Annotated in this window: 21 protein-coding genes; 10 read left to right on the forward strand and 11 right to left on the reverse strand. The window is 66.3% G+C overall.

What is annotated here, in order from left to right; genetic code table 11:
- The first annotated feature begins 312 nt into the window (after window positions 1-312).
- Entirely contained in the window at window positions 313-1218 is a 906-nt protein-coding gene (locus ACQY4K_RS08340) for a SphA family protein (RefSeq protein ID WP_428395118.1), read from the forward strand.
- Between the two features lie 64 nt (window positions 1219-1282).
- A complete protein-coding gene (locus ACQY4K_RS08345; RefSeq protein ID WP_428395120.1) occupies window positions 1283-1780 on the forward strand; it encodes a DUF4142 domain-containing protein in 498 nt (165 codons plus the stop codon).
- A gap of 781 nt (window positions 1781-2561) precedes the next feature.
- Here the strand turns inward: ACQY4K_RS08345 and ACQY4K_RS08350 are convergent.
- From ACQY4K_RS08350 to ACQY4K_RS08380, 7 genes are read right to left on the reverse strand one after another with little or no spacing between them, the layout of a single operon-like run.
- Window positions 2562-3347 (reverse strand): coniferyl-alcohol dehydrogenase, encoded by a 786-nt coding sequence (locus tag ACQY4K_RS08350; protein ID WP_428395122.1) that lies wholly within the window; start codon window positions 3345-3347, stop codon window positions 2562-2564.
- 1 nt (window position 3348) lies between these two features.
- Window positions 3349-4386 (reverse strand): branched-chain amino acid ABC transporter permease, encoded by a 1038-nt coding sequence (locus tag ACQY4K_RS08355; RefSeq protein ID WP_428395124.1) that lies wholly within the window; start codon window positions 4384-4386, stop codon window positions 3349-3351.
- A complete protein-coding gene (locus tag ACQY4K_RS08360; RefSeq protein WP_428395126.1) occupies window positions 4383-5276 on the reverse strand; it encodes a branched-chain amino acid ABC transporter permease in 894 nt (297 codons plus the stop codon). Before ACQY4K_RS08360 ends, ACQY4K_RS08355 begins: the two co-directional genes overlap by 4 nt.
- Window positions 5273-6007: an ABC transporter ATP-binding protein gene (locus tag ACQY4K_RS08365; protein ID WP_428395128.1), complete on the reverse strand. Its 735-nt coding sequence runs from the start codon at window positions 6005-6007 to the stop codon at window positions 5273-5275. Before ACQY4K_RS08365 ends, ACQY4K_RS08360 begins: the two co-directional genes overlap by 4 nt.
- On the reverse strand, window positions 6004-6756 hold the full coding sequence (locus ACQY4K_RS08370) for an ABC transporter ATP-binding protein (RefSeq protein ID WP_428395130.1): 753 nt from the start codon (window positions 6754-6756) through the stop codon (window positions 6004-6006). Before ACQY4K_RS08370 ends, ACQY4K_RS08365 begins: the two co-directional genes overlap by 4 nt.
- On the reverse strand, window positions 6749-8062 hold the full coding sequence (locus ACQY4K_RS08375; protein WP_428395132.1) for an ABC transporter substrate-binding protein: 1314 nt from the start codon (window positions 8060-8062) through the stop codon (window positions 6749-6751). The genes ACQY4K_RS08370 and ACQY4K_RS08375 overlap by 8 nt, the downstream gene beginning before the upstream one ends.
- 43 nt (window positions 8063-8105) lie before the next feature.
- Window positions 8106-9557: an aldehyde dehydrogenase gene (locus ACQY4K_RS08380; RefSeq protein ID WP_428395134.1), complete on the reverse strand. Its 1452-nt coding sequence runs from the start codon at window positions 9555-9557 to the stop codon at window positions 8106-8108.
- Window positions 9558-9675: 118 nt separating this feature from the next.
- Here ACQY4K_RS08380 and ACQY4K_RS08385 point away from each other — a divergent pair, with 118 nt between their 5' ends.
- Complete coding sequence (locus tag ACQY4K_RS08385) at window positions 9676-10542, forward strand: helix-turn-helix transcriptional regulator (RefSeq protein ID WP_428395135.1); 867 nt, start codon at window positions 9676-9678, stop codon at window positions 10540-10542.
- On the opposite strand, the gene ACQY4K_RS08390 is transcribed toward ACQY4K_RS08385, so the two are convergent.
- A complete protein-coding gene (locus ACQY4K_RS08390; protein ID WP_428395137.1) occupies window positions 10505-11401 on the reverse strand; it encodes a helix-turn-helix domain-containing protein in 897 nt (298 codons plus the stop codon). The genes ACQY4K_RS08385 and ACQY4K_RS08390 overlap by 38 nt on opposite strands.
- A 110-nt stretch (window positions 11402-11511) precedes the next feature.
- Here ACQY4K_RS08390 and pobA point away from each other — a divergent pair, with 110 nt between their 5' ends.
- The 5 genes from pobA to pcaC are packed head-to-tail and all read left to right on the forward strand — an operon-like array spanning window position 11512 to window position 16255.
- The gene (gene pobA, locus ACQY4K_RS08395) at window positions 11512-12684 is read left to right on the forward strand and encodes a 4-hydroxybenzoate 3-monooxygenase (protein ID WP_428395139.1); all 1173 of its coding nucleotides are present in this window, start codon (window positions 11512-11514) and stop codon (window positions 12682-12684) included.
- Between the two features lie 3 nt (window positions 12685-12687).
- Entirely contained in the window at window positions 12688-13383 is a 696-nt protein-coding gene (gene pcaH / locus ACQY4K_RS08400) for a protocatechuate 3,4-dioxygenase subunit beta (protein ID WP_428395141.1), read from the forward strand.
- A gap of 2 nt (window positions 13384-13385) precedes the next feature.
- Window positions 13386-13940, forward strand: coding sequence for a protocatechuate 3,4-dioxygenase subunit alpha (gene pcaG / locus ACQY4K_RS08405; RefSeq protein WP_428395143.1), 555 nt, complete (start codon window positions 13386-13388; stop codon window positions 13938-13940).
- Between the two features lie 12 nt (window positions 13941-13952).
- Complete coding sequence (gene pcaB, locus ACQY4K_RS08410) at window positions 13953-15878, forward strand: 3-carboxy-cis,cis-muconate cycloisomerase (protein WP_428395145.1); 1926 nt, start codon at window positions 13953-13955, stop codon at window positions 15876-15878.
- Window positions 15878-16255: a 4-carboxymuconolactone decarboxylase gene (gene pcaC / locus ACQY4K_RS08415; protein ID WP_428395147.1), complete on the forward strand. Its 378-nt coding sequence runs from the start codon at window positions 15878-15880 to the stop codon at window positions 16253-16255. The genes pcaB and pcaC overlap by 1 nt, the downstream gene beginning before the upstream one ends.
- 132 nt (window positions 16256-16387) lie before the next feature.
- Here pcaC and ACQY4K_RS08420 read toward each other — a convergent pair whose 3' ends face one another.
- A complete protein-coding gene (locus ACQY4K_RS08420) occupies window positions 16388-16711 on the reverse strand; it encodes a hypothetical protein (RefSeq protein WP_428396297.1) in 324 nt (107 codons plus the stop codon).
- Here ACQY4K_RS08420 and ACQY4K_RS08425 point away from each other — a divergent pair.
- Together ACQY4K_RS08425 and ACQY4K_RS08430 are read left to right on the forward strand one after the other, a co-directional pair.
- A protein-coding gene (locus tag ACQY4K_RS08425) for an IS630 family transposase (protein ID WP_428390468.1) occupies window positions 16605-17668 on the forward strand; the annotation gives its coding sequence in 2 pieces (ribosomal slippage) (window positions 16605-17088 and window positions 17088-17668; 1065 coding nt in all). The two genes, ACQY4K_RS08420 and ACQY4K_RS08425, sit on opposite strands and share 107 nt — an antisense overlap.
- A gap of 267 nt (window positions 17669-17935) precedes the next feature.
- Window positions 17936-18328, forward strand: coding sequence for a GNAT family N-acetyltransferase (locus ACQY4K_RS08430; RefSeq protein WP_428395149.1), 393 nt, complete (start codon window positions 17936-17938; stop codon window positions 18326-18328).
- A 48-nt stretch (window positions 18329-18376) separates the two neighbouring features.
- Here ACQY4K_RS08430 and ACQY4K_RS08435 read toward each other — a convergent pair whose 3' ends face one another.
- On the reverse strand, window positions 18377-19351 hold the full coding sequence (locus ACQY4K_RS08435) for an SMP-30/gluconolactonase/LRE family protein (protein WP_428395151.1): 975 nt from the start codon (window positions 19349-19351) through the stop codon (window positions 18377-18379).
- A 38-nt stretch (window positions 19352-19389) separates the two neighbouring features.
- Window positions 19390-21165 carry a dihydrolipoyl dehydrogenase gene (gene lpdA, locus ACQY4K_RS08440; RefSeq protein WP_428395153.1) on the reverse strand — a complete coding sequence of 592 codons (1776 nt, stop codon included), beginning with the start codon at window positions 21163-21165 and terminating at the stop codon, window positions 19390-19392.
- Between the last annotated feature and the right edge of the window lie 5 nt (window positions 21166-21170).

Here is a 21170-nt window from a genome sequence, read left to right on the forward strand (position 1 = left end):
CGGCTACTCGATGACGCGCAAACCGACGTTGGCACATCGAATAACGAGAGAAGTGCAAGATGTTTCAACATTAGTGTATTCCATGATCCCATCGACACGGCGCTAAATACCGTGAACCGGACTGAAGTGTCGGGGGTCGGGAGGCAGCATCTGCATCCCGCCGAATGCGAACGGGCGAGGAAACAAACGATGCTGAAATGCAAGCGGTCGCTGGTCGGCGGGGCGGGCTACTGGCGTTTGGTCCTGACATGTCTGGCTTTTACGCTGACAGCGATGTAAGACCTTGCGCGGGCGGCGAGTTCGGTACCGAGCTTGGCGGCGCCACCAGATCTCGTGACCGAACCGGCGGTCAATCTGGGCTTTACCAGCTTCTATGACGGCTTCGCCAAGTTCACGCCGGGCTTGGCGTTCATCGATTACACGCGTTGGCAGGATCTGACCTCGCTGACGACGTCCAAGGGTACTGATGTCCCAGGCCTGAATAATCCTAATATCCAAGCCTTCATCAACCTTCTCCAATTCTTCTGGGTGGCGCCTATCCACGTGCCGGGCGGCGGCGTCGGTTTCGATGTGTTGCTGCCTCTCGTCGAACTTTCATCGAGCTTTACTCAGCCTGGCGGCAACCTGCGCGCGAACGGCTTCGCGACTGGTGACTTAAACTTCGGACCGTTCTACCAGTCGGCTCCGATGAAGCTGTTCGGCCATCTGTTCTCATGGCGGACGGAGTTCGACATCATCGCCCCGAGCGGCGGTTTCAATCCGCACCGTGATATCAATCAGAGCTCCGGCTTCTGGTCGCTCAATCCCTATGTTGCGTTCACCTACCTGCCAGTCAGTGGATGGGAGATCTCCGCACGCCTATGGTATCTCCACAACTTTACCACCAACAGGATCTCGAACCCACCATTCAACCCACTCTCTCCGATCGAGACCGGTCAGGCCGGTGACGCAGCCTGGATCAATTTCACCACCTCGTATGCGATCAGCAAGCCGTTTGCGCTGGGACTGAACGGATATTACTTCCAGCAACTCGGTGAAGACAAGATCAACGGCCAGCGGTTAGCTCACACCATCAAGAATCAGGTGTATCTGGGGCCAGGTGTCCATTGGGAGATCAGCAAGACAAACATCGTCAACTTCAATGTCTACGTGCCGGTTACGACCCATGGTGTCGCGACAGGTCCACAGTTGAATCTCCAATACATCCATCCCTTTTGATGCGGATTTTTTATCAAGGAAGAGACAGATGCGAGTCCGACCGACACTCTACCTGGGTCTTTCTATGCTTGTGTTGCCTGCGGCTTGCGCGCGGCAGGTTGCGTCGCCGCCCTACATCGACACCAACGTCGGTAGCGGCGATGTCTCATTTATCACGCACAGCTACGACGTCATTCGGTTCGACTTAGACGAGAGCCAGCTAGCCTTGACCCGTAGCAAAAGTTCTGAAGTCAAGGAGCTGGCCGCCTACCTGATTGAGACGGCCGGCGAATATCGCGGCATGATCCAACCGGCGGCGGAACGGGCCGGCATAAGCCCGCCGAACGAGTTGAACGCAGATCTCGAACAGCGACTAGAGCGCATCCGCTCGCTTTCAGGCGTGGCATTCGATCGCGCCTATGTCGCGGATCAGATCGTAAGCCACGAGGATGCCTTCAAACATGCGACCAGTATGATCGGCGAAACAGTGGACAAGGATCTTAACAGGCTTCTGCGACAGTCTATCGTACAGCTACAAATCAGCCTGGATCGGCTTCGGGCGCTTCAGCCTCGGCTCGGCTGACCGTATGGCTGCCTAGTCGCGCTGCGCTTATCGTGCGCGGGCTCGAAATTCTTGCGCTGACCTTCGTCGGCAGACCACAAGCCCGGCGGCTATCCAAGTGCATGATTGAGCAATGAAAGCCAACGCTGAGCGTCGTCTCCATTTCCCGACGCCGTCGCGCCGCGTGGGACTTCGGTGGCCTACAATGCGGCGCTGCGTCAGCGGGCAGTCTGACGCCAGTTGCGCCATTCGGTGCTGGCCATCGCAACGGCGCTGACGCTGAGTGCGGTGTGCTGCCTGGCCCTGCGGCAGAAACCGAAGGGATGATCGGCTCCATCACTACTTTGCTCTGTCTCGATCTCGCCAAGCCGGTTCAAACGACCTTGAGCCGCTAGCCCGCGGCGCGGGCGATCAGTCAGGTGAAATCGACCGCGGCGTCCGGAGGATTTCGCGACGCGGCGACACGTTGGCCCGCACACTGCTCTACGACACGGCTGTCGTGATCCCGACCAGGTCAAGCGCACATCAAGCCTGAAGGATTGAGCGCAGGCGATTGCAAAGCGGCCAGGTCCTGGCAGCGCTTGGCGTTGGCCCGCAAGTTGTCGTTGATCCTGCAGAGTATCTGGCAAAGCGGCCGAAGGTGGAAAGGACGACACTCCACGAGGCGCACGGGGCAGAGCCAGCCTGACCTTCTGCCCCGTGCCGGCCGTCACGATGTTTGAAGTGGCTCGTGACACAACTGTTGGGTCACGACCTCGTCAGGGAGGAACAGGTCTGCCGCCATCTGATGACGGGCGATCCTTCAGAACTGCATGGCCTCCGCGTTGACCGCCGCCTCCAGGCCGCCATCGACCGGGATGTTGGCGCCGTTGATCCAGCGCGCGCCGTCCGAGCACAGGTACAGGATGGAAGGCGCGATGTCGGCCGGGGTGCCGCTGCGGCCGACGCGGGCGATGTCGCTATCGACCCGGGCGTCGCCCAGCACCGCGCGGAACTGCGTCAGGATCGGCGTTTGCACTGGTCCCGGACTGACCGCATTCACCCGGATGCCGCGCTGCTTGAATGCCGGCAGGTGGGCCGCCCGGATGGTCCACAGCAGCAGCAGCTCCTTCGACAGCGGGTAGGCGATCTCGTCTGTTGCCCCATGCGCCGCGGCGACGGAAGCGACATCGGGGAAACCCTCGACATCGATCATCGCGCGCGCACGATCCAGATTGGCGCGCCAGCCGAAGCCGGCGATCGAGGCGACGTTCACCACCGCGCCGCCCTCGCGCAGCAAGGGGGCGACGGCGTGCGTCAGCGCGCGCAGGCCGTAGAAATTGATCGCGAGCGTCTGCGCGATCCCGGTATTGCCGGAGACGCCGGCGACGTTACACAGCGCATCGATCCGCGCGGGCAAGTGTTCGGCGATGCCGGCGAAGGACTCAGGCTTGCCGAGATCGGCCGTAACGAAGGCGCCGACCGGGTGCGCCGGGGCTTGCCGGTCGATGCCGATAACATCCGCACCCATCGCAGCCGCCAGCTCCGCCGTGCGGGCGCCGATGCCCGAGGCGACACCGGTCACCACGATCACCTTTCCGAGCAGCATTTTATGAACTCCCTGCCTTGTGCGACGATGAGACGTGGTAGCCCACGAACAGCAGCCGCGGGACGCCGCGGCTTTCGAGAAATCCCCAGAGTCCGCGCGGCGCGAACAGCGCGAACAGCAGCGCCGTGGCACCGAGCCCGACCAGGTACCAGACACCTGCCGCCCCCAGCCATGACTCGATGGCAAAGAAGATCACTGCGCCGATGATCGGGCCCTCGAACGTGCCGAGGCCGCCGACCAGGACCATGAAGATCATCGTTGCGGTCCACTGCACGCTGAAATAGGCGCGGGGCTGGAAGCTGATCGCGGTGGCGAGCCAGAGCGCGCCGGCGAGTGCGGCACCGAAGGCGGCGAACACGAAGATCAGGCGCTTGCTCGCCAGCACCCGCACGCCGAGCGAGGCCGCGGTATCCTCGTCGTCGCGGATCGCCTGGATCGCCGCACCCTGCCGGCTGCGCAGCAGCGCGAACAGGCCGCCGAGCAGCGCCGCCACCGCCGCGAGCGCAATCCAGTAGGTGGCCGCGTGTCGCACCGGGGCTGCGATGCGGTCCAGCGCGACCAGCGACGTGCCGGTCTCGCCCTGGATCAGCCCGTCGAGATTGACCAGCAGGTGCGCGAGTTCCGCCAGCACCCACATGCCGATCGCAAGTTCGCCGGCGCGCAGGCGCAACATCAAAAACGACAGAGGCACCGAAATGACTGCGACGATGCAGGCGGCGGCGAACAATGCCACATAGACGCTGACACCGGCGGCCGACAGGCGGATGGTGAAATAGGCGCCCAGCCCGAAGAACGCCTGCTGGCCGATCGACACCAGGCCGCCATAGCCGGCCATCGCATTCCAGGCGACGGCGAGAATGACGTAGATGAACAAAGTCGTGAGCCGGTCCACAGCGTTGGCGCCGAGCAGCAGCGGCACGAAGGCAGCGAGCAGGAGTGCCGCACAGGCGGCAATGGCGGTCGCGACCGACGGACGCGTCCAACGCGTGATCCGGACCGTGGCCGCCATGTGGTTGGGGTTCATGCGGTTGGCGTTCAAGCGGGTCGCCTCCGTCGGAACCGAATGGGCGATTGGCCGGCATACCAGCGGGCGAGCAGCACGACGAGGAACACCGCATGGCCGGCGATCAACGATCCCTGCGGATTGATCTGCGCCCCGATATTCTGCGCAATGCCCAGCACGAGGCCGCCGATGAGCGTTCCCCACAGCGAGCCGGCGCCGCCCATCACCGCAGCCTCGAAGGCGAAGATGAGTTCCTGGCTGCCGGCATACGGATCGAACGTCGTGCGCATGGCGAGAAAGGCGCCGGCGACGCCCACGGTGACAAGGGCGATCGCAGTGGCCGCCGCACCGGTGCGCGACGCATCGACGCCGACCAGCCCGGCCGTGTCGGGGTCGGACGACACCGCCCGAATGGCGCGCCCGAGCTGCGTGCGCGTGAGCAGCAGTTGCAGGCTGCCGAGCATCAGCACCGCCACCACCAGGGTCAGCACGCCGAGGGTGCTGACATAAAGCGAGTCCGTGAATTCCCAGGCGCCGTAAGACAACGTGCCGATATAAGGGGCGAGCGAACGGGTGTTGGCGCCGAAACCCTCGAACAGCAGGTTGTCGAGCACGATCGCCAGCCCGAACGTCGCCAGAACCGGCATCAGGAAATCGCCGCGCCGGCTACGTTCCAGCACCAGGCGATGCAGCAGCCAGCCGAGGGCGGCCATCGCCGGCAGCACCACCAGCAATCCCAGGAACGGCGAGACGCCGAAGCGCTCGGCAAGAACATACAGCGCGAAGGCCGCCAGCACGGCGAGGCTGCCATGCGCCAAGTTGATGATCCCCATCACTCCATACATGAACGACAGCCCGCAGGCGATGAGCGCGTAATAGCCGCCGAGGAGCACGCCTTGCAGCACCGCGTTGGCCCAGATCATCATGCCGGCGCTCTTTGCGTTGTGCGGGGGCCGCCCGCGGCCAACCCGAAATAGGCATCCGTCACCTGTGCGCGGGTCAGCGAGCTGGTGGGGCCCTGCAGCACGATCCTGCCCTCCAGCATGCAGAGGATGCGGTCGGCGATCGCCAGCACCCGGGACAGATCCTGCTCGACCAGGATCATCGTGGCGCCGCCTGCAAGGTTGGCGAGGGCTGCATAGACACGGTCAACCGCGAGCGGCGACAGGCCGAGTGAGACCTCGTCGAGCAGCAGCAGCAACGGATTGGTCATCAGCGCGCGTCCGATCGCCACCGCCTGCTGTTCGCCGCCCGACAGCGTCCCGGCCAGGGCATGCCGGCGTCCCGCGAGGTTGGGGAATGTCTCGAGCACGGCCTCGACGGTCCATGTCCCGGCCCTGCGCGCAGAGCGCGCGAGCAACAGGTTTTCCTCGACGCTGAGTGCCGCGAACAGGCGCCTGCCCTCCGGCACCAGCGCAATCCCGCGGGCCACGCGCTTATGCGCGGCAAGCCTGGTGATGTCCTCACCCTCGAAGTGCACCGTGCCGGAGGTGGCGGGATGCGCGCCGGCCAGGGCCCGCATCAGCGTGGTCTTGCCGGCCCCGTTGGCGCCGACGATGGCGACCGTCTCGCCGGACTCCACGGCAAGGTCGATCGCGCGCACCGCCTGCAGCAGGCCATGGCGGACGTCGAGCTGTCGCACCTCGAGCATACTCATACCGGGACGCCCCCGAGATAGGCATGGACCACCTCGCGGTCGGCCATCACCGCCGCCGGCTCGCCGTCGGCGATGATCCTGCCGCCATCCATGCAAATCAGCCGCTCCGCCACCTGCAGCAGCACGTGCACGATATGCTCGATCCAGACGATGGTGATGAGGCGGCTGCACAATTCGCGAATGATGGCCACCAGCTCGCGAGATTCCATGTCGGTCAGGCCGCCACCGATCTCGTCGAGCAACAGCAGGCGTGGCGCCACCGCGATCGCGCGCGCGAGTTCCAGCCGCTTGCGGTCGAGCAGGCCCAGCGTATTCGCCCGACGGTTGGCGAGCGGCATCATGCCGCACTGGCGCAGCGCATCGAGGCAGCGCTCGTACGCCTCCGCCTGGCGGCCTCGGTGGCCCGGCTCCCGGCAAACCTGGCTGGCGCCGACATAGACGTTCTCGAAGACGCTCATCCCGCCGAACGGCCGCGGCACCTGGTGGGTGCGCACGATGCCCTGTCGGCACCGCTCCGACACGGGGTCGCGGCTGACGTCGCGGCCTTCGAAATGCACCGTGCCGCTGCTCGACGCCTGCGCGCCGGCCAACACCCCCATCAGCGTGGTCTTGCCCGCGCCGTTCGGACCGACGATGCCGATCGCCTCGCCCGCGGTGATCGCGAGGTCGACCCGGTCCAGCACGACCAGCGAGCCGAAACGCTTGCTGATGGCAGTCGCGACCAGGAGGGGGGCAATTGCCTCAGGCATGATAGGGCCGCAGTTTCGCCTGGATCGGCACGTTGGGGTCGGTCGCATGCTCGGTGATCAGGTAGTCGAGCGGGAAGCGGCTGCCAGGGGCCGACTTCACCCATTGCGTGCCGATGATCGGCGCTGTAGCGACGTTGGGCACCGGCCCATGTGTGAAATCGACCGTGCCGACCATTGTCTTTGTGACCAGCCGGCTGAGTGCCTGCGCCACCGCGGACTTGGCTGTCGGATTGCCGCTGTTCTGCAATGCGGCCATGCCGGCGTCGAGCAGGGACATGGTGGCGCCGAGTTGCTGTGTCCATTGCTGCCCGGAAGCCTGTTCGTAGCCGTCGGCGAGTTCGGGGCCGGTGACGCCAGTAAGCGGCGAAGTGTAGGGAAACAGCCGGTGCCAGTATGCGGCGCTGGCGATGTTGTAACCAAGGCCGCCCAGCGCCTCGATACCATCCGGGAACAATCCGGTCTTGGCGACCTGGCAGATCGACACCTTGCGGCTGTAGCCCTGCTGCGTCGCCTGCCGCCAGAACGCCGCGAAGTCACGCGGGATCGGAAACGAATTGAAGATCTCGCAGTGCTCGCGCTTGAAGACGCCGATCTGCGCGGTGAAGTCGGTGGTGCCGTCCTCGTACGGTCCCGGATCGACGATGGTAAAGCCTTCATGCGCCAGCAGCGGTGCCATGTGCGCGCGAATGGCGTTGCCATCGGCGTCGTTGGAATACAAGGCGCCGACCTTACGGTTGGTCTTGAGCAGACCCCATTGCGACACGTAGCACGTGTTGAACTCGCCGACGCCGAAGCTGAAATGGTAGGTCCATTTGAACGGCGACGGCTGCCCCGGCTTGGCGCCGCGACCGAAATACCAGGCCTCCCACGGCATCACGGTGGAGAGGCATGGAACGCCCGCGGCCTCGCAGGCATCGGCGGCCGGATTGATTGTCTCCGGCGTCGAGGTCAGCAGCATCATGTCGATCTTGTCTTCGTTGATCAGCGATTTTGCGAGCAGGCTGGACCGAGACGGATCGGATTGGGTGTCGCGGTCGAGCAGCGTGACCTCCCAGGTCTTGCCGTCGATGACGAGACCGCGCGCGAGCCGTTTGCGGGCGAGCGACAGGACGTAGCCGTCGGTGTGGCCGAACTCCGCCAGCGCGCCGGTGCGCGGGCTGATGAAGCCGATGCGCAGACGTCGCTCGGCCGACGCACTCATCGCCGGGCGGACGCCGGCCGCCAGCAGCATGCTGCTCGCGGTACCGGCCGCAAGCAGGGACCGACGATCGATCGGTTGTCGCAAAAGCGTTCTGGAGGTGATCATGGGCGCCTGCTCCCGGTTCGGTTTCTTGTTTGTGCGGCTGTGCTCAGATCGGGTAGTGCCCCGGTGCCGTCGAGATGGTGATCCAGCGCAGCTCGGTGAACTCTGCGATCGCGGCGCGGCCGCCGAAGCGGCCGTAGCCGGACTCCTTGACCCCGCCGAACGGCATTTGCGCCTCGTCATGCACGGTGGGGCCGTTGACGTGGCAGATGCCGCTCTCGATCCGGCGCGCGACCCCGAGTGCGCGGCCGATATCGCGGCCGAACACCGCCGCCGCCAGGCCATAGTCGGTATCGTTGGCGACCCGAACCGCCTCGTCGACGCCGCTGACACGCACGATGCAGACCATCGGGCCGAACGATTCCTCGCCATACACCCGCATCGCCGGCGTCACATGGTCGAGGACCGTGGCGTCCATCAAGGTGCCGCGGATGGTGCCGCCGGCGAGCAGCCGCGCGCCCTTGGTGAGCGCGTCCTTGACCAGGCCGTCGAGCCGCTCGATGGCGGCCAGACCGATGACCGAACCGAGCGGCGTGTTCGCCGTCCTTGGATCGCCGGCAATCAGCGTTTCCGCCTTGGCCTTGAGCTTGCCCGCGAACATATCAGCGACCGACGCATCGACGACGATCCGTTCCGTCGCCATGCAGATCTGCCCCTGGTTCATGAAACCGCTGAACGCGGCGGCACTCACCGCCTCGTCGAGATCGGCGTCGTCGAGCACGACGAACGGCGCCTTGCCGCCAAGTTCCAGCAGCACGGGCTTGAGATGCCTGGCCGCGATCTCGGCGATGGTCCGGCCGACACGCGTCGAGCCGGTGAAATTGACCCGTCGCACGACTGGCTGGCTGATCAGGGTCTCGACGATCTTCGCCGCGTCCTCGGGGGCGTTGCTGATGACGTTGACGATGCCGCCGCCGAGGCCGGCCTCGCGCAGCACCGTGCCGATCAGCCCATGCGTGGCCGGGCAGATCTCGGAGGCCTTGAGCACGACCGTGTTGCCGCAGGCCAGCGGCATTGCAAGGGCGCGTACGCCGAGAATGACTGGGGCGTTCCAGGGGGCGATGCCGAGCACCACGCCCACCGGCTGGCGCAACGCCATCGCGATCAGGCCCGGACGATCGGACGGGATGACCTCGCCACCGATCTGCGTGACCATGGAAGCAGCTTCGCGCAGCATGTTGGCCGCAAGCTGCACGTTGAAATGCGCCCAGCCACGGGTGGCGCCGGTCTCCTCGGCCATGGTCTCGACGAAGTCGTCGACCCGTTGCTCCAGCAGCGATGCGGCGAGCGACAGCTTCGCGCGGCGTTCGCCCGGTCCAACTTCCGACCAGGCCGCGAACGCCGCTGCTGCCGCCGCGACGGCGGCTTTCGCGTCATCCGGGCTCGCCGCCACGGCGCGGCTGGCCACCGCGCCGGTCAGTGGGTTGGCGCGTTCGAAGGTGGCGCCGCTCGATGACGGACGATCGTCGTCGCCGATCAGTAGACTCGTGTTTCGCAACGGTCTGTCTCCTCCCGTCCGGTACTTTGACCGGATTGGAGCCAATTAATGCCGGCTGGACAGGCAGACGGAATGCACTAGATTCAAAACGTCTTGCACTTTTCTCTGGTCACGGCTTGTGGACGCTGCCTCTGCCATCGTTGCCGAGCACATGACCGCCGCCCTGTCGGTGCGGGTCTGGTGCTTCGTCCAGACTCCCGAGCCCGCCTGCCACGCCGTGCTGCTCGTCAAAGGCCGCGCCGTGCTCTGCGGACCGAACGAGGACGACCGCACGCTGCCGGCGCCGGCGCTGGTATGGCTGCCGCCTGCGGCACGCGGCAGTCTTCGGCTCGGCGCCGGCGGCGAAGGCTACAGCGCGCGGATCAGCGCCGCCTTCGTCCAACGCGTCGCCTCGGACCCGATGCTCGCCGCCCACCGGCAACCCTCGCTCAAGCGCACCACCATCATCGGGGCGGAGTTGCTGACAACCAGGCTGCCGATGCTGCTGCCCTGCTTCGAGGCGCTGGTGGAGGAATCACGAGAGATCAAGGCAGGGGCCGGCGCCGCGATGGGTCTGCAGCTCGGATTGCTGATCCTGCAGCTCTGGCGCTGGACCGACACGCAGGACGCGCAGGGCGGTTCCGGCCACACCATGCTGCAGCGCTTCGGCCGGCTGATCGAGGTGCACTATCGCGATCATCTTCGCGTCTCCGATTACGCCGAGCGGCTCGGCGTCAGTACCGCCCACCTGCACGAGACCTGCCTACGGTTGGGCGGGCAGACCCCCCTCAACCTGGTGCATGCGCGCCTGCTTGAGGAAGCGCGCGCGGCGCTGCGGCAGGGCGCGATGTCGGTCGAGCAGGTCGGCTACGGCCTGGGATTTCGCGACCCCGGCTATTTCAACAGGTTCTTCAAGCGTCTGACCGGCGAGTCACCGGGCAGCTTCCAGCGCCGCAGCGCCGACCGGCTCAAGCCCGCGCCGGCGACCTTCGCGGCGTGGCCGTAGATATCGGGGGCTCGCCGCGACGCAGTCGGAACCGATTGGGCGATTGTCCCGCCTGGACGGTAAAGAAGCGGGTGAAATAGGCGGCATCCTCGAAGCCGAGCGAGGCGGCCACCTCGGCGACAGTCATGTTGGTGTAGAGCAACGAACGCTGCGCTTCGAGAAAACGCCGATCCTGGATGATCCTGGCCGGCGGGCAACCGGCGACCCGCGCGCAGGCGCGACGCAGGGTGGCGGCGGTCATGCACAGGAGCGCTGCATACTCGTCGACCGCCATGGTAGTACGGTAGTGCGCTTCGACCGCCTCGCGGAACCTGGCGACGCGCCGGGCTGCCTGGGTCGGGCGGGCGGCCGCCTCCTGCGTGCGCGCCCGCAGCCGCAGCGCCGCGACCAGCACCATCAGCAGATAGGCATCGACGGCAGCCGCATGGCCCGGCGCCGACCAGACCAGCTCGCGCGCGAGATCCACGAGCCGGCCGGCGATTCCCCCCGAGTCTGCCACCGGCAGGCAGGCAGGACGCTCGAACAGCACACCGAAGGCGGGCTCGCGGCCGAGCAGGTCGTGCAGGTAGGAATCCGCAAGTGTCAGCACCTGCCCGCGCGTCTCTGGCTCCCAGCCGAAGCCGTGCACGGTTCGCGCCGGCATGGTGAGCAGGCAGGGTGCCAGGAACTGCGTCGTCATGCCGTCCGTCTCCATCCGCCCGCTGCCGTGGGTGATCAGGAACAGATGGTGCAGCTCGGCATGCGCGTGCGGGCGGATCCGCCAGTTGGTCGGCCGGCTGCGGGCTTCGAGCGATTCGATGTGCAGGAACCGTGGGCCGACGCTGCGACGCGGTTCGCCATACAGGAAAAATGACGGCACGGCTGCGCGCTGCTGCAAGGCGGGCTTCCTCGCCATCTTTGTTTGGAAAGTCCAACTTCCGGGCGACGCTGTCCATCGTTTTTCGCTGGGCCGCGCGGCATTGTTCGGCGATGCGCACACAGATCGCCATCATCGGTGCCGGCCCCGCGGGCATGTTCCTCGCGCACCTGCTACGCGCCGGCGGGATCGACGCCGTCGCCCTCGAGCGTCGCGACCGTGCCTATATCGAGGGCCGGGTGCGCGCCGGGGTGCTCGAGCGCACCACCACCGACCTGATGGCGCGGCTCGGCATTGCGCAACGGCTGCGTCGGGAAGGCGTGATCCATACCGGCACCAACCTGTCCTGCGACGGCGCCATGTTCCGCATCGACATGGCGGATCTCACCGGCAGCGACGGCGTCACCGTGTATGGCCAGCAGGAGGTGATGCGCGATCTGTTCGACCATGCAGAGGCCTGCGGTCTGGAGATCGTCTTCGAGGCCAGCGACGTGGTTCTGCACGATATCGACACGACGCCCTCAGTCACGTGGCAGGCCAACGGCCGGTACTTCCATCTCGACTGCGATTTCATCGTCGGGTGCGACGGCTTCCACGGAATCGCCCGCGGCACCATGCCGCAATCGGCGACGCGCAGCTTCGAACGGATCTATCCGTTCGGCTGGCTCGGCATCCTCGCCGACGTGCCGCCAGCCAATCACGAGCTCATCTATGCCAATCACGAGCGCGGCTTTGCGCTTGCGAGTATGCGCTCGCCGACGCGCAGCCGCTATTATCTGCAATGCGACGTGGATGAGGACATCGCCGCGTGGCCGGACGAGCGCTTCTGGGACGAATTGTGCCTGCGGCTCGGCCCCGATGTCGGGCGGCAGCTCGTGCGCGGTCCCTCCTTCGAGAAGACGGTGGCGCCGCTGCGCAGCTTCGTCATCGAGCCGATGCGGCACGGGCGGCTGTTCCTGGCCGGCGACGCGGCGCATATTGTGCCGCCGACCGGCGCCAAGGGCATGAACCTCGCCGTGTCGGACGTGATCATGCTCGCCGAAGCGCTCGGCCTGTTCTATCACGAGAACGATCCGGGTGGCATCGATGGCTATTCCGCGCGTGCCCTCGATCGCGTCTGGAAGGTTGAACGGTTCTCCTGGTGGTTCACCTCCATTACCCATCGCTTCCCGACGACCTGCGGCTTCGACCGGAGGATGCAGATGGCGGAACTCGCCTATCTGCGCACCTCGCGCGCGGCACAGACGTCACTCGCCGAAAACTATGTCGGCTTGCCGTTGAACTAGACCATGGAACAGGATTTCTTCCGCCGCGAGGACCAGGGGCAGCCGCCATCGCTGTCGCCCGCCTATGCCTCGACCCTCCTGCGCGCGCCGCTGCATGCACTCATCCGCATCCCGCAAACGCCGACGGAAACCACCGGGCCCACCGACTGGGCGGCGCTGATGGGTCAGGCGATGGCCGACCTGACCGCCCAGCATGGTGGCGCGCCCATCGGCCAGCGTATCGTGATCGGCGGCCGGGTGCGCGACGAGGACGGACGGCCGGTGCCGCATACCGTCATCGAGATCTGGCAGGCCAACGCCGCCGGTCGCTATCTCCACCATCGCGATCAGTGGGACGCGCCGCTGGATCCGAACTTCACCGGCATGGGCCGCGTCGTCACCGACGCAGACGGCGGCTACCGCTTCACCACGGTCAGGCCGGGCGCCTATCCCTGGCGCAACCACCACAATGCCTGGCGCCCATCACACATCCATCTCTCCTTGCTCGGGCCGGCGTTTGCGACGCGGCTGATCACGCAGATGTATTTCCCGGACGACCCGCTGATCGAGATGGATCCGATCGCCTGCGCGGTGCCGGCAGCGTTCCGCGGGCGGATGGTGGCACGTGTCGATCTCGCGCTGACGCAACCGGCCTGGGCGCTCGGCTACCGGTTCGATATCGTGCTGCGTGGGCGCGCCGCCACGCCGTTCGAGGACTGAGCATGCAGGACGACCTGGGCCAGACTCCATTCGAGCAGACGCCATGGCAGACCACGGGTCCCTTCTTTCATTTTGCGCTGCCCTGGAAGGGTGGCGGCGACCTGGTGAGCGGGCCGGGGCTGGACCATCCGGCGATCGAAGTCGGCGGCCGCGTATTTGACGGCGCCGGCACGCCGGTGCCGGACGCACTGATCGAGACCTGGCAGGCGGATCCGGACGGCCGCATGGCGCCGCCCGGCTTTGTCGGCTTCGGGCGCACCTGCACCGACGAGCACGGCGACTGGCGTGTACACACGCTCCGGCCCGGCTCCGCGGCCGGACCCAACGGCCGGCCGCAGGCGCCGCATATCGCCATCGGCGTGCTCGGCCGCGGGCTGAACAAGCGTCTGGTGACCCGTGCCTATTTCGCCGACGCCCCGGAAAACGCGGACGACGCGATCCTGGCCCTGGTGCCTCCGGCGCGTCGCGGCACGCTGCTAGCGCGCCTCGAAGGCAGCCTCTGGCGCTTCAACATCGTGCTGCAGGGTGAGCGCGAGACCGTGTTCTTCGACATCTAGCGGCCGGTCGGCATGAGCACCCTGCTCCGCGATCGCGCCGCCGCCAGCGTGGCGATGCTGGAGATATTCTCCGATCGCGCGCTGCTCGACGCGGCGATGCGGTTTGAGTCCGCCCTGGCCGGCGCGTTGGCCGCAGCCGGGCTGATCCCGGCCGATGCAGCCACGCGACTCCGCGCGCTCTGCGCGTCTCCCGGCATCGAGATCGAGGCGCTGGCGACTGCGGCGGCGCATGCCGGCACGCTGGCGATCCCGCTGGTGGCACATCTGCGCGCACTTGCGGGCGACGATGCCGGCTTTGTCCACTTGGGCAGCACCAGCCAGGACCTCGCCGACACCGCCCTGATGCTGCAGGCGAGCGCCGGCATCGACCTCATCGCGCGCGATCTCGCACGGCTCTCGGATGCGCTCGCGGCGCACGCGCGCCGCCATGACGGGCAACTCATGACCGGCCGGACGCTGCTGCAGGCAGCACTCCCGGTCACGTTCGGACTGAAGGCGGCGCAATGGATGTGCGGCCTCGATCAGGCGCTCGCCCGGCTGCGGCGCGAGGCGTGCTGCGCGCTCGCCGTGCAGTTCGGCGGCGCCGCCGGGACCCGCGCCGGCCTCGCCGGCCATGGCGCCGCCATTGCCGCGACCATTGCCGTCGAACTCGGGCTGGCCTCCCCGGCGCTGCCCTGGCACGGCCGCCGCGACGGCATCGCCGGTCTTGCGGTGTCGCTCGCGATCGTGGTCGGCGCCGTCGGCAAGGTCGCGCGCGATATCGCCCTGCTGGCCCAAGGCGAGGTTGCCGAAGCCTTCGAGCCGCGCACACCCGGTCGCGGCGGCTCGTCGGCGTTGGCCCACAAACGCAATCCCACCGGCTGCCAGGTGGCGCTGTCGGCGGCGGTGCGCGCGCCCGGGCTCGCCGCCGGCATCATGGGGGGGATGAGCCAGGAGCACGAACGCGGGCTCGGCGGCTGGCAGGCGGAGGCACCGATCCTCGCCGACCTGTTCTGCCTCGCACATGGCGCGATTGCGGCGATGCTGCCGGTCATCGAGGGGCTCGAAGTCGACCCGGCGCGCATGCAAGCCAACCTCGCCGCCGCAGGTGTCGGCGTCGATGCGGGCGAGAGCGAGGCTCTCGTCGCGGCGGCCTTGTACCGCCGCGAACATATCGAGGTGCGCACCGATGACGGAGCCGTGCTGCGGGCGCGCCTGGTCGGACCGACGGACGCGCCGCCCTTGTTGCTGCTGCACTCGCTCGGCTGCGACGGCACGCTCTGGACGCCGCAAATCCGCGCCCTCTCCCAAGATTTCCGGATGATCGTGCCCGACCTGCGCGGACATGGGGACACCTGCGCCCCTTCTGCCCCCGTTACACTGGGCCGGCTCGGCCGCGACGCGCTGGTAATCCTCGACCACGCCCGCGTGCGGCGCGCGCATGTCTGCGGCATCTCGCTCGGCGGTGCGATCGCGCAATGGCTGGCCATCGAGGCGCCCGAACGCGTCGACCGGCTGGTGCTCGCCAACACCGCGGCACGGATCGGTTCGCATGTTGCCTGGCAGGAGCGCGAGGCGCTCGTCCGGACGCAGGGCATGGCGGCCGTGGCGCCGGCTGTGATCGGGCGGTTCTTCGGCCCCGATTTCCGCAAGGCGCACCCAGACGTCGCGTCGGAGTTTCTGCGCCGCCTGGTCTCCATGCCGGCGGACGGCTACGCAGCCTGCTGCGCGGCGCTGCGCGACGCCGACCTCACCGCGCGCCTGGGCGCGATCGCGAGCCCGACACTGGTGATCGGCGGCAGTCACGACGAGTCCACGCCCCCGGCCCTGGCTGAGGCCCTTGCCGCGGGCATTGCCGGCGCCCGGCTGCTGATCATCGATGCCGCGCACCTGTCGAACCTTGAATGTCCCGCCGTCTTCAACGACGCATTGCGGGAACACCTGCTGGAGCACCTCTGATGGAGGACGCCGAGAGACATGCGCTGGGCATGCAGACCCGCCGTGACGTGCTGGGCGATGCCCATGTCGAGCGCGCGACTGCCCGCACGACCGAATTCACCGCCGACTTCCAGGACCTGATCACGCGTGTCGCCTGGGGCGAGATCTGGACGCGCCCCGGTCTCGACCAGGTCACGCGCCGGCTGCTGACGATGGCCATGCTGATCGCGCTTAACCGCGAGGACGAATTCAGGATGCATGTCCGCGCCGCGCTGGCGCACGGCATGGGCGCCGCCATGCTCAAGGAAATGATCCTGCAAAGCGCAGTCTATTGCGGCATACCGGCAGCCAACGGCGCCTTCGCCGCCGCCGCCGCGATCCTGGAAGAGCCAAGTTGAAGACCTGCCCTCCGAGAAGCCGCCTATGGTCCAGGCCCGCGGCACCTCTCGCTCGGTCGACGAGACCAGCATCAAGGAGGCCGGCTGTGCGCATAAGGGCGAACATGACGCGCCTGCTGTGATAGAACATGGTCAGATACGCTTCCAGGCATTTTCGATGACGTGGATGAAGCGGCCAAAGAAACCGCCCTGCTCGCGGCTGAGGCAGATGCCGGTCTGCTGGTTCCACACGAGGCCGTCGTGGCCTGGTAATACCAATCGTCCTGGTGCCTGACTCGCAGGGATTCCCAAGAGGCGCGAGGTCTGATTCTCTGATGCTGCCGCCGGTTCGCGGCTTTGGAGGTTCAATATGGCGGTAGCAATTACCCGAATGGAGTATGACGCGGCTGGGCTACGTGATTTGGCGGTCAGGAGCCGGGATGCGGCGCAGAGCCGACGGCTTTTGGCCATCGCCATGGTGCTGGATGGCGGCAGTCGCGAGCATGCCGCCCGGCAAGCTGGCATGGATCGGCAAACGCTACGTGACTGGGTGCATCGCTTTAACGAGCTCGGCGTGGACGGCCTGATATCACGCTGTGCTCCGGGCCCGGCACCGAAGCTGACGGCGGCGCAGATGGAGGAGCTGCGAGCGCTGGTGCTCGCGGGTCCAGATCCCGAGCTCCACCATGTGGTGCGCTGGCGTTGTGCCGACTTGCGTGACGAAGTTGCCCGCCGCTTTGGGGTCGTCGTTCAGGAACGTGCCGTCGGAAAATGGTTACGCAAGCTTGGGCTAACCCGCCTGCAACCGCGTCCCTATCACCCGAAAAAGGACCCAGCAGCCGAGGAGGCTTTTAAAAAAACTTCTGTTCCTTGCTGAAGCAAGCGCTGCTCGGCACGGCCATAGGTATGCCGGTTGAAATTTGGTGGCAAGATGAAGCTCGGGTCGGCCAGCAGGGCACGCACGCTTATGTCTGGGCGCCAGTCGGCGCACGGCCTCTAATGGTGCGCGATAACCGCCACGACTCAGCGTACATCTTCGGCGCAATCTGTCCACAGCGCGGTGCTGGGGCTGCGATGATCACACCCGCAGCGAACACAGAAATGATGAACCTGCACTTGGCTGAAATCAGCACGCAGGTGGCACCTGGCGCTGTTGCAGTGCTCCTTTGCGACCGCGCGGGCTGGCACCAGCCGGGCGCTGACCTACAGGTTCCCGACAACATCAGGCTGCTTCATCTGCCGCCCTACAGCCCCGAGCTAAACCCAATGGAGAATGTCTGGGACTACCTGCGGCAAAACAAGCTCTGCGCCACCGTCTGGGGTAGCTATGCCGACATTGTTGAGGCCTGTCGGGTGGCATGGAATTGGTTGATCGCCGATCCGACACGTATCCAGTCAATCGGGACACGGCATTGGGCAGAGGTCAATGTCTAGGACGGTTGGTATAAGGTCCTGGGGGACTGACCACGGGTCACCCATGCCGCCGCCGCGTTGTCTGGAAACGTAGCCTGGACGCTCGGCTCTCAACGCCAGATTGCGACGATTCGAGCCTATATTCCGCCAGCTGTTAGTTGGCCTAGAGGCTTACCAGGGACGACGGAAGTGTCTGAACGACCAACCATGAATGGGCCGCCATATACCCACCTCAGAAAAGATCTCCGTGAAGATATCCCCAAGCCGACATGGCCAGCCGGATCTCAATTGAAGCGGTTCGAAGCTAAACTGCACAGCAGGATGGCCCATCGGCTTCTCGTCGAGGCATACAAGGATGGCGGTGGTCGGGCTGGTTCATACGAACAGTGGTGGTCGACTTTGCTTGGTGACGCGGAGTACGACCCGCAGGTCTTCTTCCTTGCTGTGGACCAGAAGGATCAAATCGTTGGCCTTGGTCAGTGTTGGACCACCGCCTTTCTGAAAGATTTAGCTGTCTCTGCGGCATGGCGGCGCAGAGGCGTTGGCCGGGCTCTGTTGCTTCATGCCTTCACCGTCTTCCGTGCAAGAGGTGCGGAACACTTCGATCTAAAAGTCGAACATGACAACCCTTCCGGTGCCGAAAGATTGTATCTGCGACTCGGTTTTACTGCCGTTGTATGAGCCTAGGGCGGCAACCAATCGGCAAGCCTACTGAGCAGTACTGGCGAGTTATTCGACGAGGTCGATGGCGAGCAGGTAGCTTTTGGCGGCGATGAACAGGCGGGTCATCTCAGGGCCGCCGAAGGCGCAGTTCGAGGGTGTCTCGGGGGTGGCGATGAAGCCGAGGCCGGTCGCGTCCGGGGCGATGATGTGGATGCCGTCGCCGGCCGTGGTCCAGACCCAGCCGCGCCGGTCCACTCTGAAGCCGTCGGGGTAGCCGTGTTCGGTCTGGCAGAATGGGCGCCGGTTTGAGAGTGTGCTGTCGTCGCCGACGTCGAAGGCGATGATCTCGTGGGTTTCCCCGGCCTTGCAGTGCGGGATTTCGCCCAACGAGAGCGCGGTGTCGGAGACGTAGAGCGTGCGTCCGTCGGGGGAGAACGCGAGTCCGTTGGGCTGCTGGAAATCGGCCATACGTTGCAAGCCGCCATGCTGCTCGTCGAAGCGATAGACGCTGCGATGGTCGAGTTCCGGTGTGACGAGGCTCCCCTGGCTTGGCATCAATAAGCCAAAGGTCGGGTCGGTAAACCAGATCGCGCCGTCGGCAGCGACGGTGACGTCGTTGGGCGAGTTCAGCCGCTTGCCCTGGTAGTGCGTGACGATCGGCAGCGCGCCGCCGTCTTCGTCTGAGCGGCTGATGCAGCGGCGACCGTGTTCGCAATGGATCAGGCGACCGTCGGAATCGAGCGCGTTGCCGTTCATGAAATAGGTGCCGTCGATGACGACATCGACATGGCCGTCCGGATGCCAGGCGAGCAGGCGCCGGTTCGAGACGTCCGACCAGACCAGCCGGTCATGCGCGGGATCCCAGATCGTGCCCTCGCCGTGCAAGGTGCCCTCATAGAGGAGGAGGAGGGATGCGTCGGGGGAGAGGACCACAGCGAGACGTTCATCGCGGATGTCGACGCCGGGGAAGTCCTCCACCGCCGCGGGAGGGCCGGGCCGACGCAGCAGGCGTCCGGGTAGTAGGTCGGTGTCCTGGGTCATGCCTGAGCGAACGTGATGCGGGGCCGGCTGGTTGCGCCTCAGATGTGCAGGGCGCGCCCGTCGGCGGCGAGGGCGGCTTCGCGAACGGCTTCGCTGAGCGTCGGGTGGGCGTGGCTGATGCGGGCCACGTCCTCGGCGCTGGCGCCGAACTCGATGGCGGTGACCAGCTCGGCGATCAGCGTGCCGGCGTCCGGGCCGAGGATATGCGCGCCCAGGATTCGGTCGGTCGCCTTGTCGGTCAGGATTTTCACGAAGCCGTCGGTGTTGCCGATCGCGCGGGCGCGGCCGTTGGCGGTGAACGGGAACTTGCCGACCGCGTAATCGACGCCGGCCGCTTTGAGCTCGTCCTCGCTGCGTCCCACGGCGGCAACCTCGGGCCAGGTATAGACCACCGAGGGGATCGCATCGTAGTTCACGTGGCTGACCTGGCCGGCCAGCATCTCGGCCACCGCGACGCCTTCGTCCTCGGCCTTGTGCGCCAGCATGGGGCCGGCGATGACGTCGCCGATGGCACGGATCGACGGCACCGAGGTGACGAAGTGCGCGTCGGTTTCGATCTGGCCGCGGGCATTGACCGCAACTCCGGCCTCCTCCAAGCCGAGCCCCTCGCTGACCGGACGGCGGCCGATGGCGACCAGCACCACATCCGCCGTAATTGTCTCGGTTTTGCCGCCCTTACCCTGCTCGCCTTGGGCCGGCTCGACGCTCAGGGTGACGCCGGACGCAGTCGTCTCGGCCTTGGTGACCTTGTGCCCCAGCTTGAAGACGAGGCCCTGTTTGGCGAGCACGCGCTGGAAGCTTTTCGCCACCTCGCTGTCGATGCCGGGGACGATGCGGTCGAGATATTCGATGACGGTGACATCCGAGCCCAGGCGCTTCCAGACCGAGCCGAGTTCAAGCCCGATGACGCCGCCGCCGATCACCACCAGGTGCCTAGGCACCTGCTCCAGTTCGAGCGCGCCGGTGGACGTGACGATGGTCTTCTCGTCGATCGCAACCCCCGGCAGGGAGACCGTGTCGCTGCCGGTGGCGATGACGATGGTCTTGGCGGAAAAACTCTTGCCATCGACCTCAACCTGGTGGGGGCCCGCGACCTTGCCACGTCCTTTCAGCCAGGTGACGCCGTTCTTCTTGAACAGGAACTCCACGCCCTTGACGTTCGCGTCGACGACGCCGGCCTTGCGCCGGTGCATGCGGGCGAGGTCCAGCTTGACGGAGTCGATGACGATGCCGTGGTCGGCGAAGCCGTGTGCCGCTTCGGAGAAGTTCTCCGAGGATTGCAGCAGCGCCTTGGACGGAATGCAGCCGATATTGAGGCAGGTGCCGCCAAGGGTGGCGCGGCTTTCGACACAGGCGACCTTCAGCTTGAGCTGGGCGGCTCGGAGTGCGCAGACATAGCCGCCCGGGCCGGAGCCGATCACGATCAAGTCGTAGTCGGTCTCGCCGACCTCCGGTGCGGGGGCCGCGGGGGCCGCGGTCGGCGCTGGCGGTGGTGCCTTGGCGGGCGTGGAGGAGGTCGCGGGCGACGCGTCGGAGGCGGGCTTGGGGGCGGCCTTGGGGGCTGGTGCGGGGTTGTCCGAAGCCTCGACAGTGGTAAGCACCGCGCCGACCTCGACCTCTGCCCCTTCCTCGACGGCATGCGCGCCGAGCACACCGGCTTCGGAGGCCGCCACCTCGACACTGACCTTGTCGGTCTCGAGCTCGGCCACCGGCTCGTCGACGGCGACCGCCTCGCCCGGCTGCTTGAGCCAGCGCGCGACCGTGGCGGTGGTCACGCTCTCGCCCAGCGTGGGGACCTTGATTTCAATCGCCATGATGT

Origin of the sequence: Lichenicoccus sp. (assembly GCF_965276875.1) — a bacterium.
Taxonomy (GTDB): Bacteria; Pseudomonadota; Alphaproteobacteria; order Acetobacterales; family Acetobacteraceae; genus Lichenicoccus.

Coding starts and splice junctions, on each gene's coding strand:
- ACQY4K_RS08345 (WP_428395120.1), top strand. CDS start 1,283: ATGCTTGTGTTGCCTGCGGCTTGCGCGCGGCAGGTTGCGTCGCCGCCC.
- ACQY4K_RS08350 (WP_428395122.1), bottom strand. CDS start 3,347: ATGCTGCTCGGAAAGGTGATCGTGGTGACCGGTGTCGCCTCGGGCATC.
- ACQY4K_RS08360 (WP_428395126.1), bottom strand. CDS start 5,276: ATGATGATCTGGGCCAACGCGGTGCTGCAAGGCGTGCTCCTCGGCGGC.
- ACQY4K_RS08365 (WP_428395128.1), bottom strand. CDS start 6,007: ATGAGTATGCTCGAGGTGCGACAGCTCGACGTCCGCCATGGCCTGCTG.
- ACQY4K_RS08370 (WP_428395130.1), bottom strand. CDS start 6,756: ATGCCTGAGGCAATTGCCCCCCTCCTGGTCGCGACTGCCATCAGCAAG.
- ACQY4K_RS08375 (WP_428395132.1), bottom strand. CDS start 8,062: ATGATCACCTCCAGAACGCTTTTGCGACAACCGATCGATCGTCGGTCC.
- pobA (WP_428395139.1), top strand. CDS start 11,512: ATGCGCACACAGATCGCCATCATCGGTGCCGGCCCCGCGGGCATGTTC.
- pcaH (WP_428395141.1), top strand. CDS start 12,688: ATGGAACAGGATTTCTTCCGCCGCGAGGACCAGGGGCAGCCGCCATCG.
- pcaG (WP_428395143.1), top strand. CDS start 13,386: ATGCAGGACGACCTGGGCCAGACTCCATTCGAGCAGACGCCATGGCAG.
- pcaB (WP_428395145.1), top strand. CDS start 13,953: ATGAGCACCCTGCTCCGCGATCGCGCCGCCGCCAGCGTGGCGATGCTG.
- pcaC (WP_428395147.1), top strand. CDS start 15,878: ATGGAGGACGCCGAGAGACATGCGCTGGGCATGCAGACCCGCCGTGAC.
- ACQY4K_RS08420 (WP_428396297.1), bottom strand. CDS start 16,711: ATGGCGATGGCCAAAAGCCGTCGGCTCTGCGCCGCATCCCGGCTCCTG.
- ACQY4K_RS08435 (WP_428395151.1), bottom strand. CDS start 19,351: ATGACCCAGGACACCGACCTACTACCCGGACGCCTGCTGCGTCGGCCC.
- lpdA (WP_428395153.1), bottom strand. CDS start 21,165: ATGGCGATTGAAATCAAGGTCCCCACGCTGGGCGAGAGCGTGACCACC.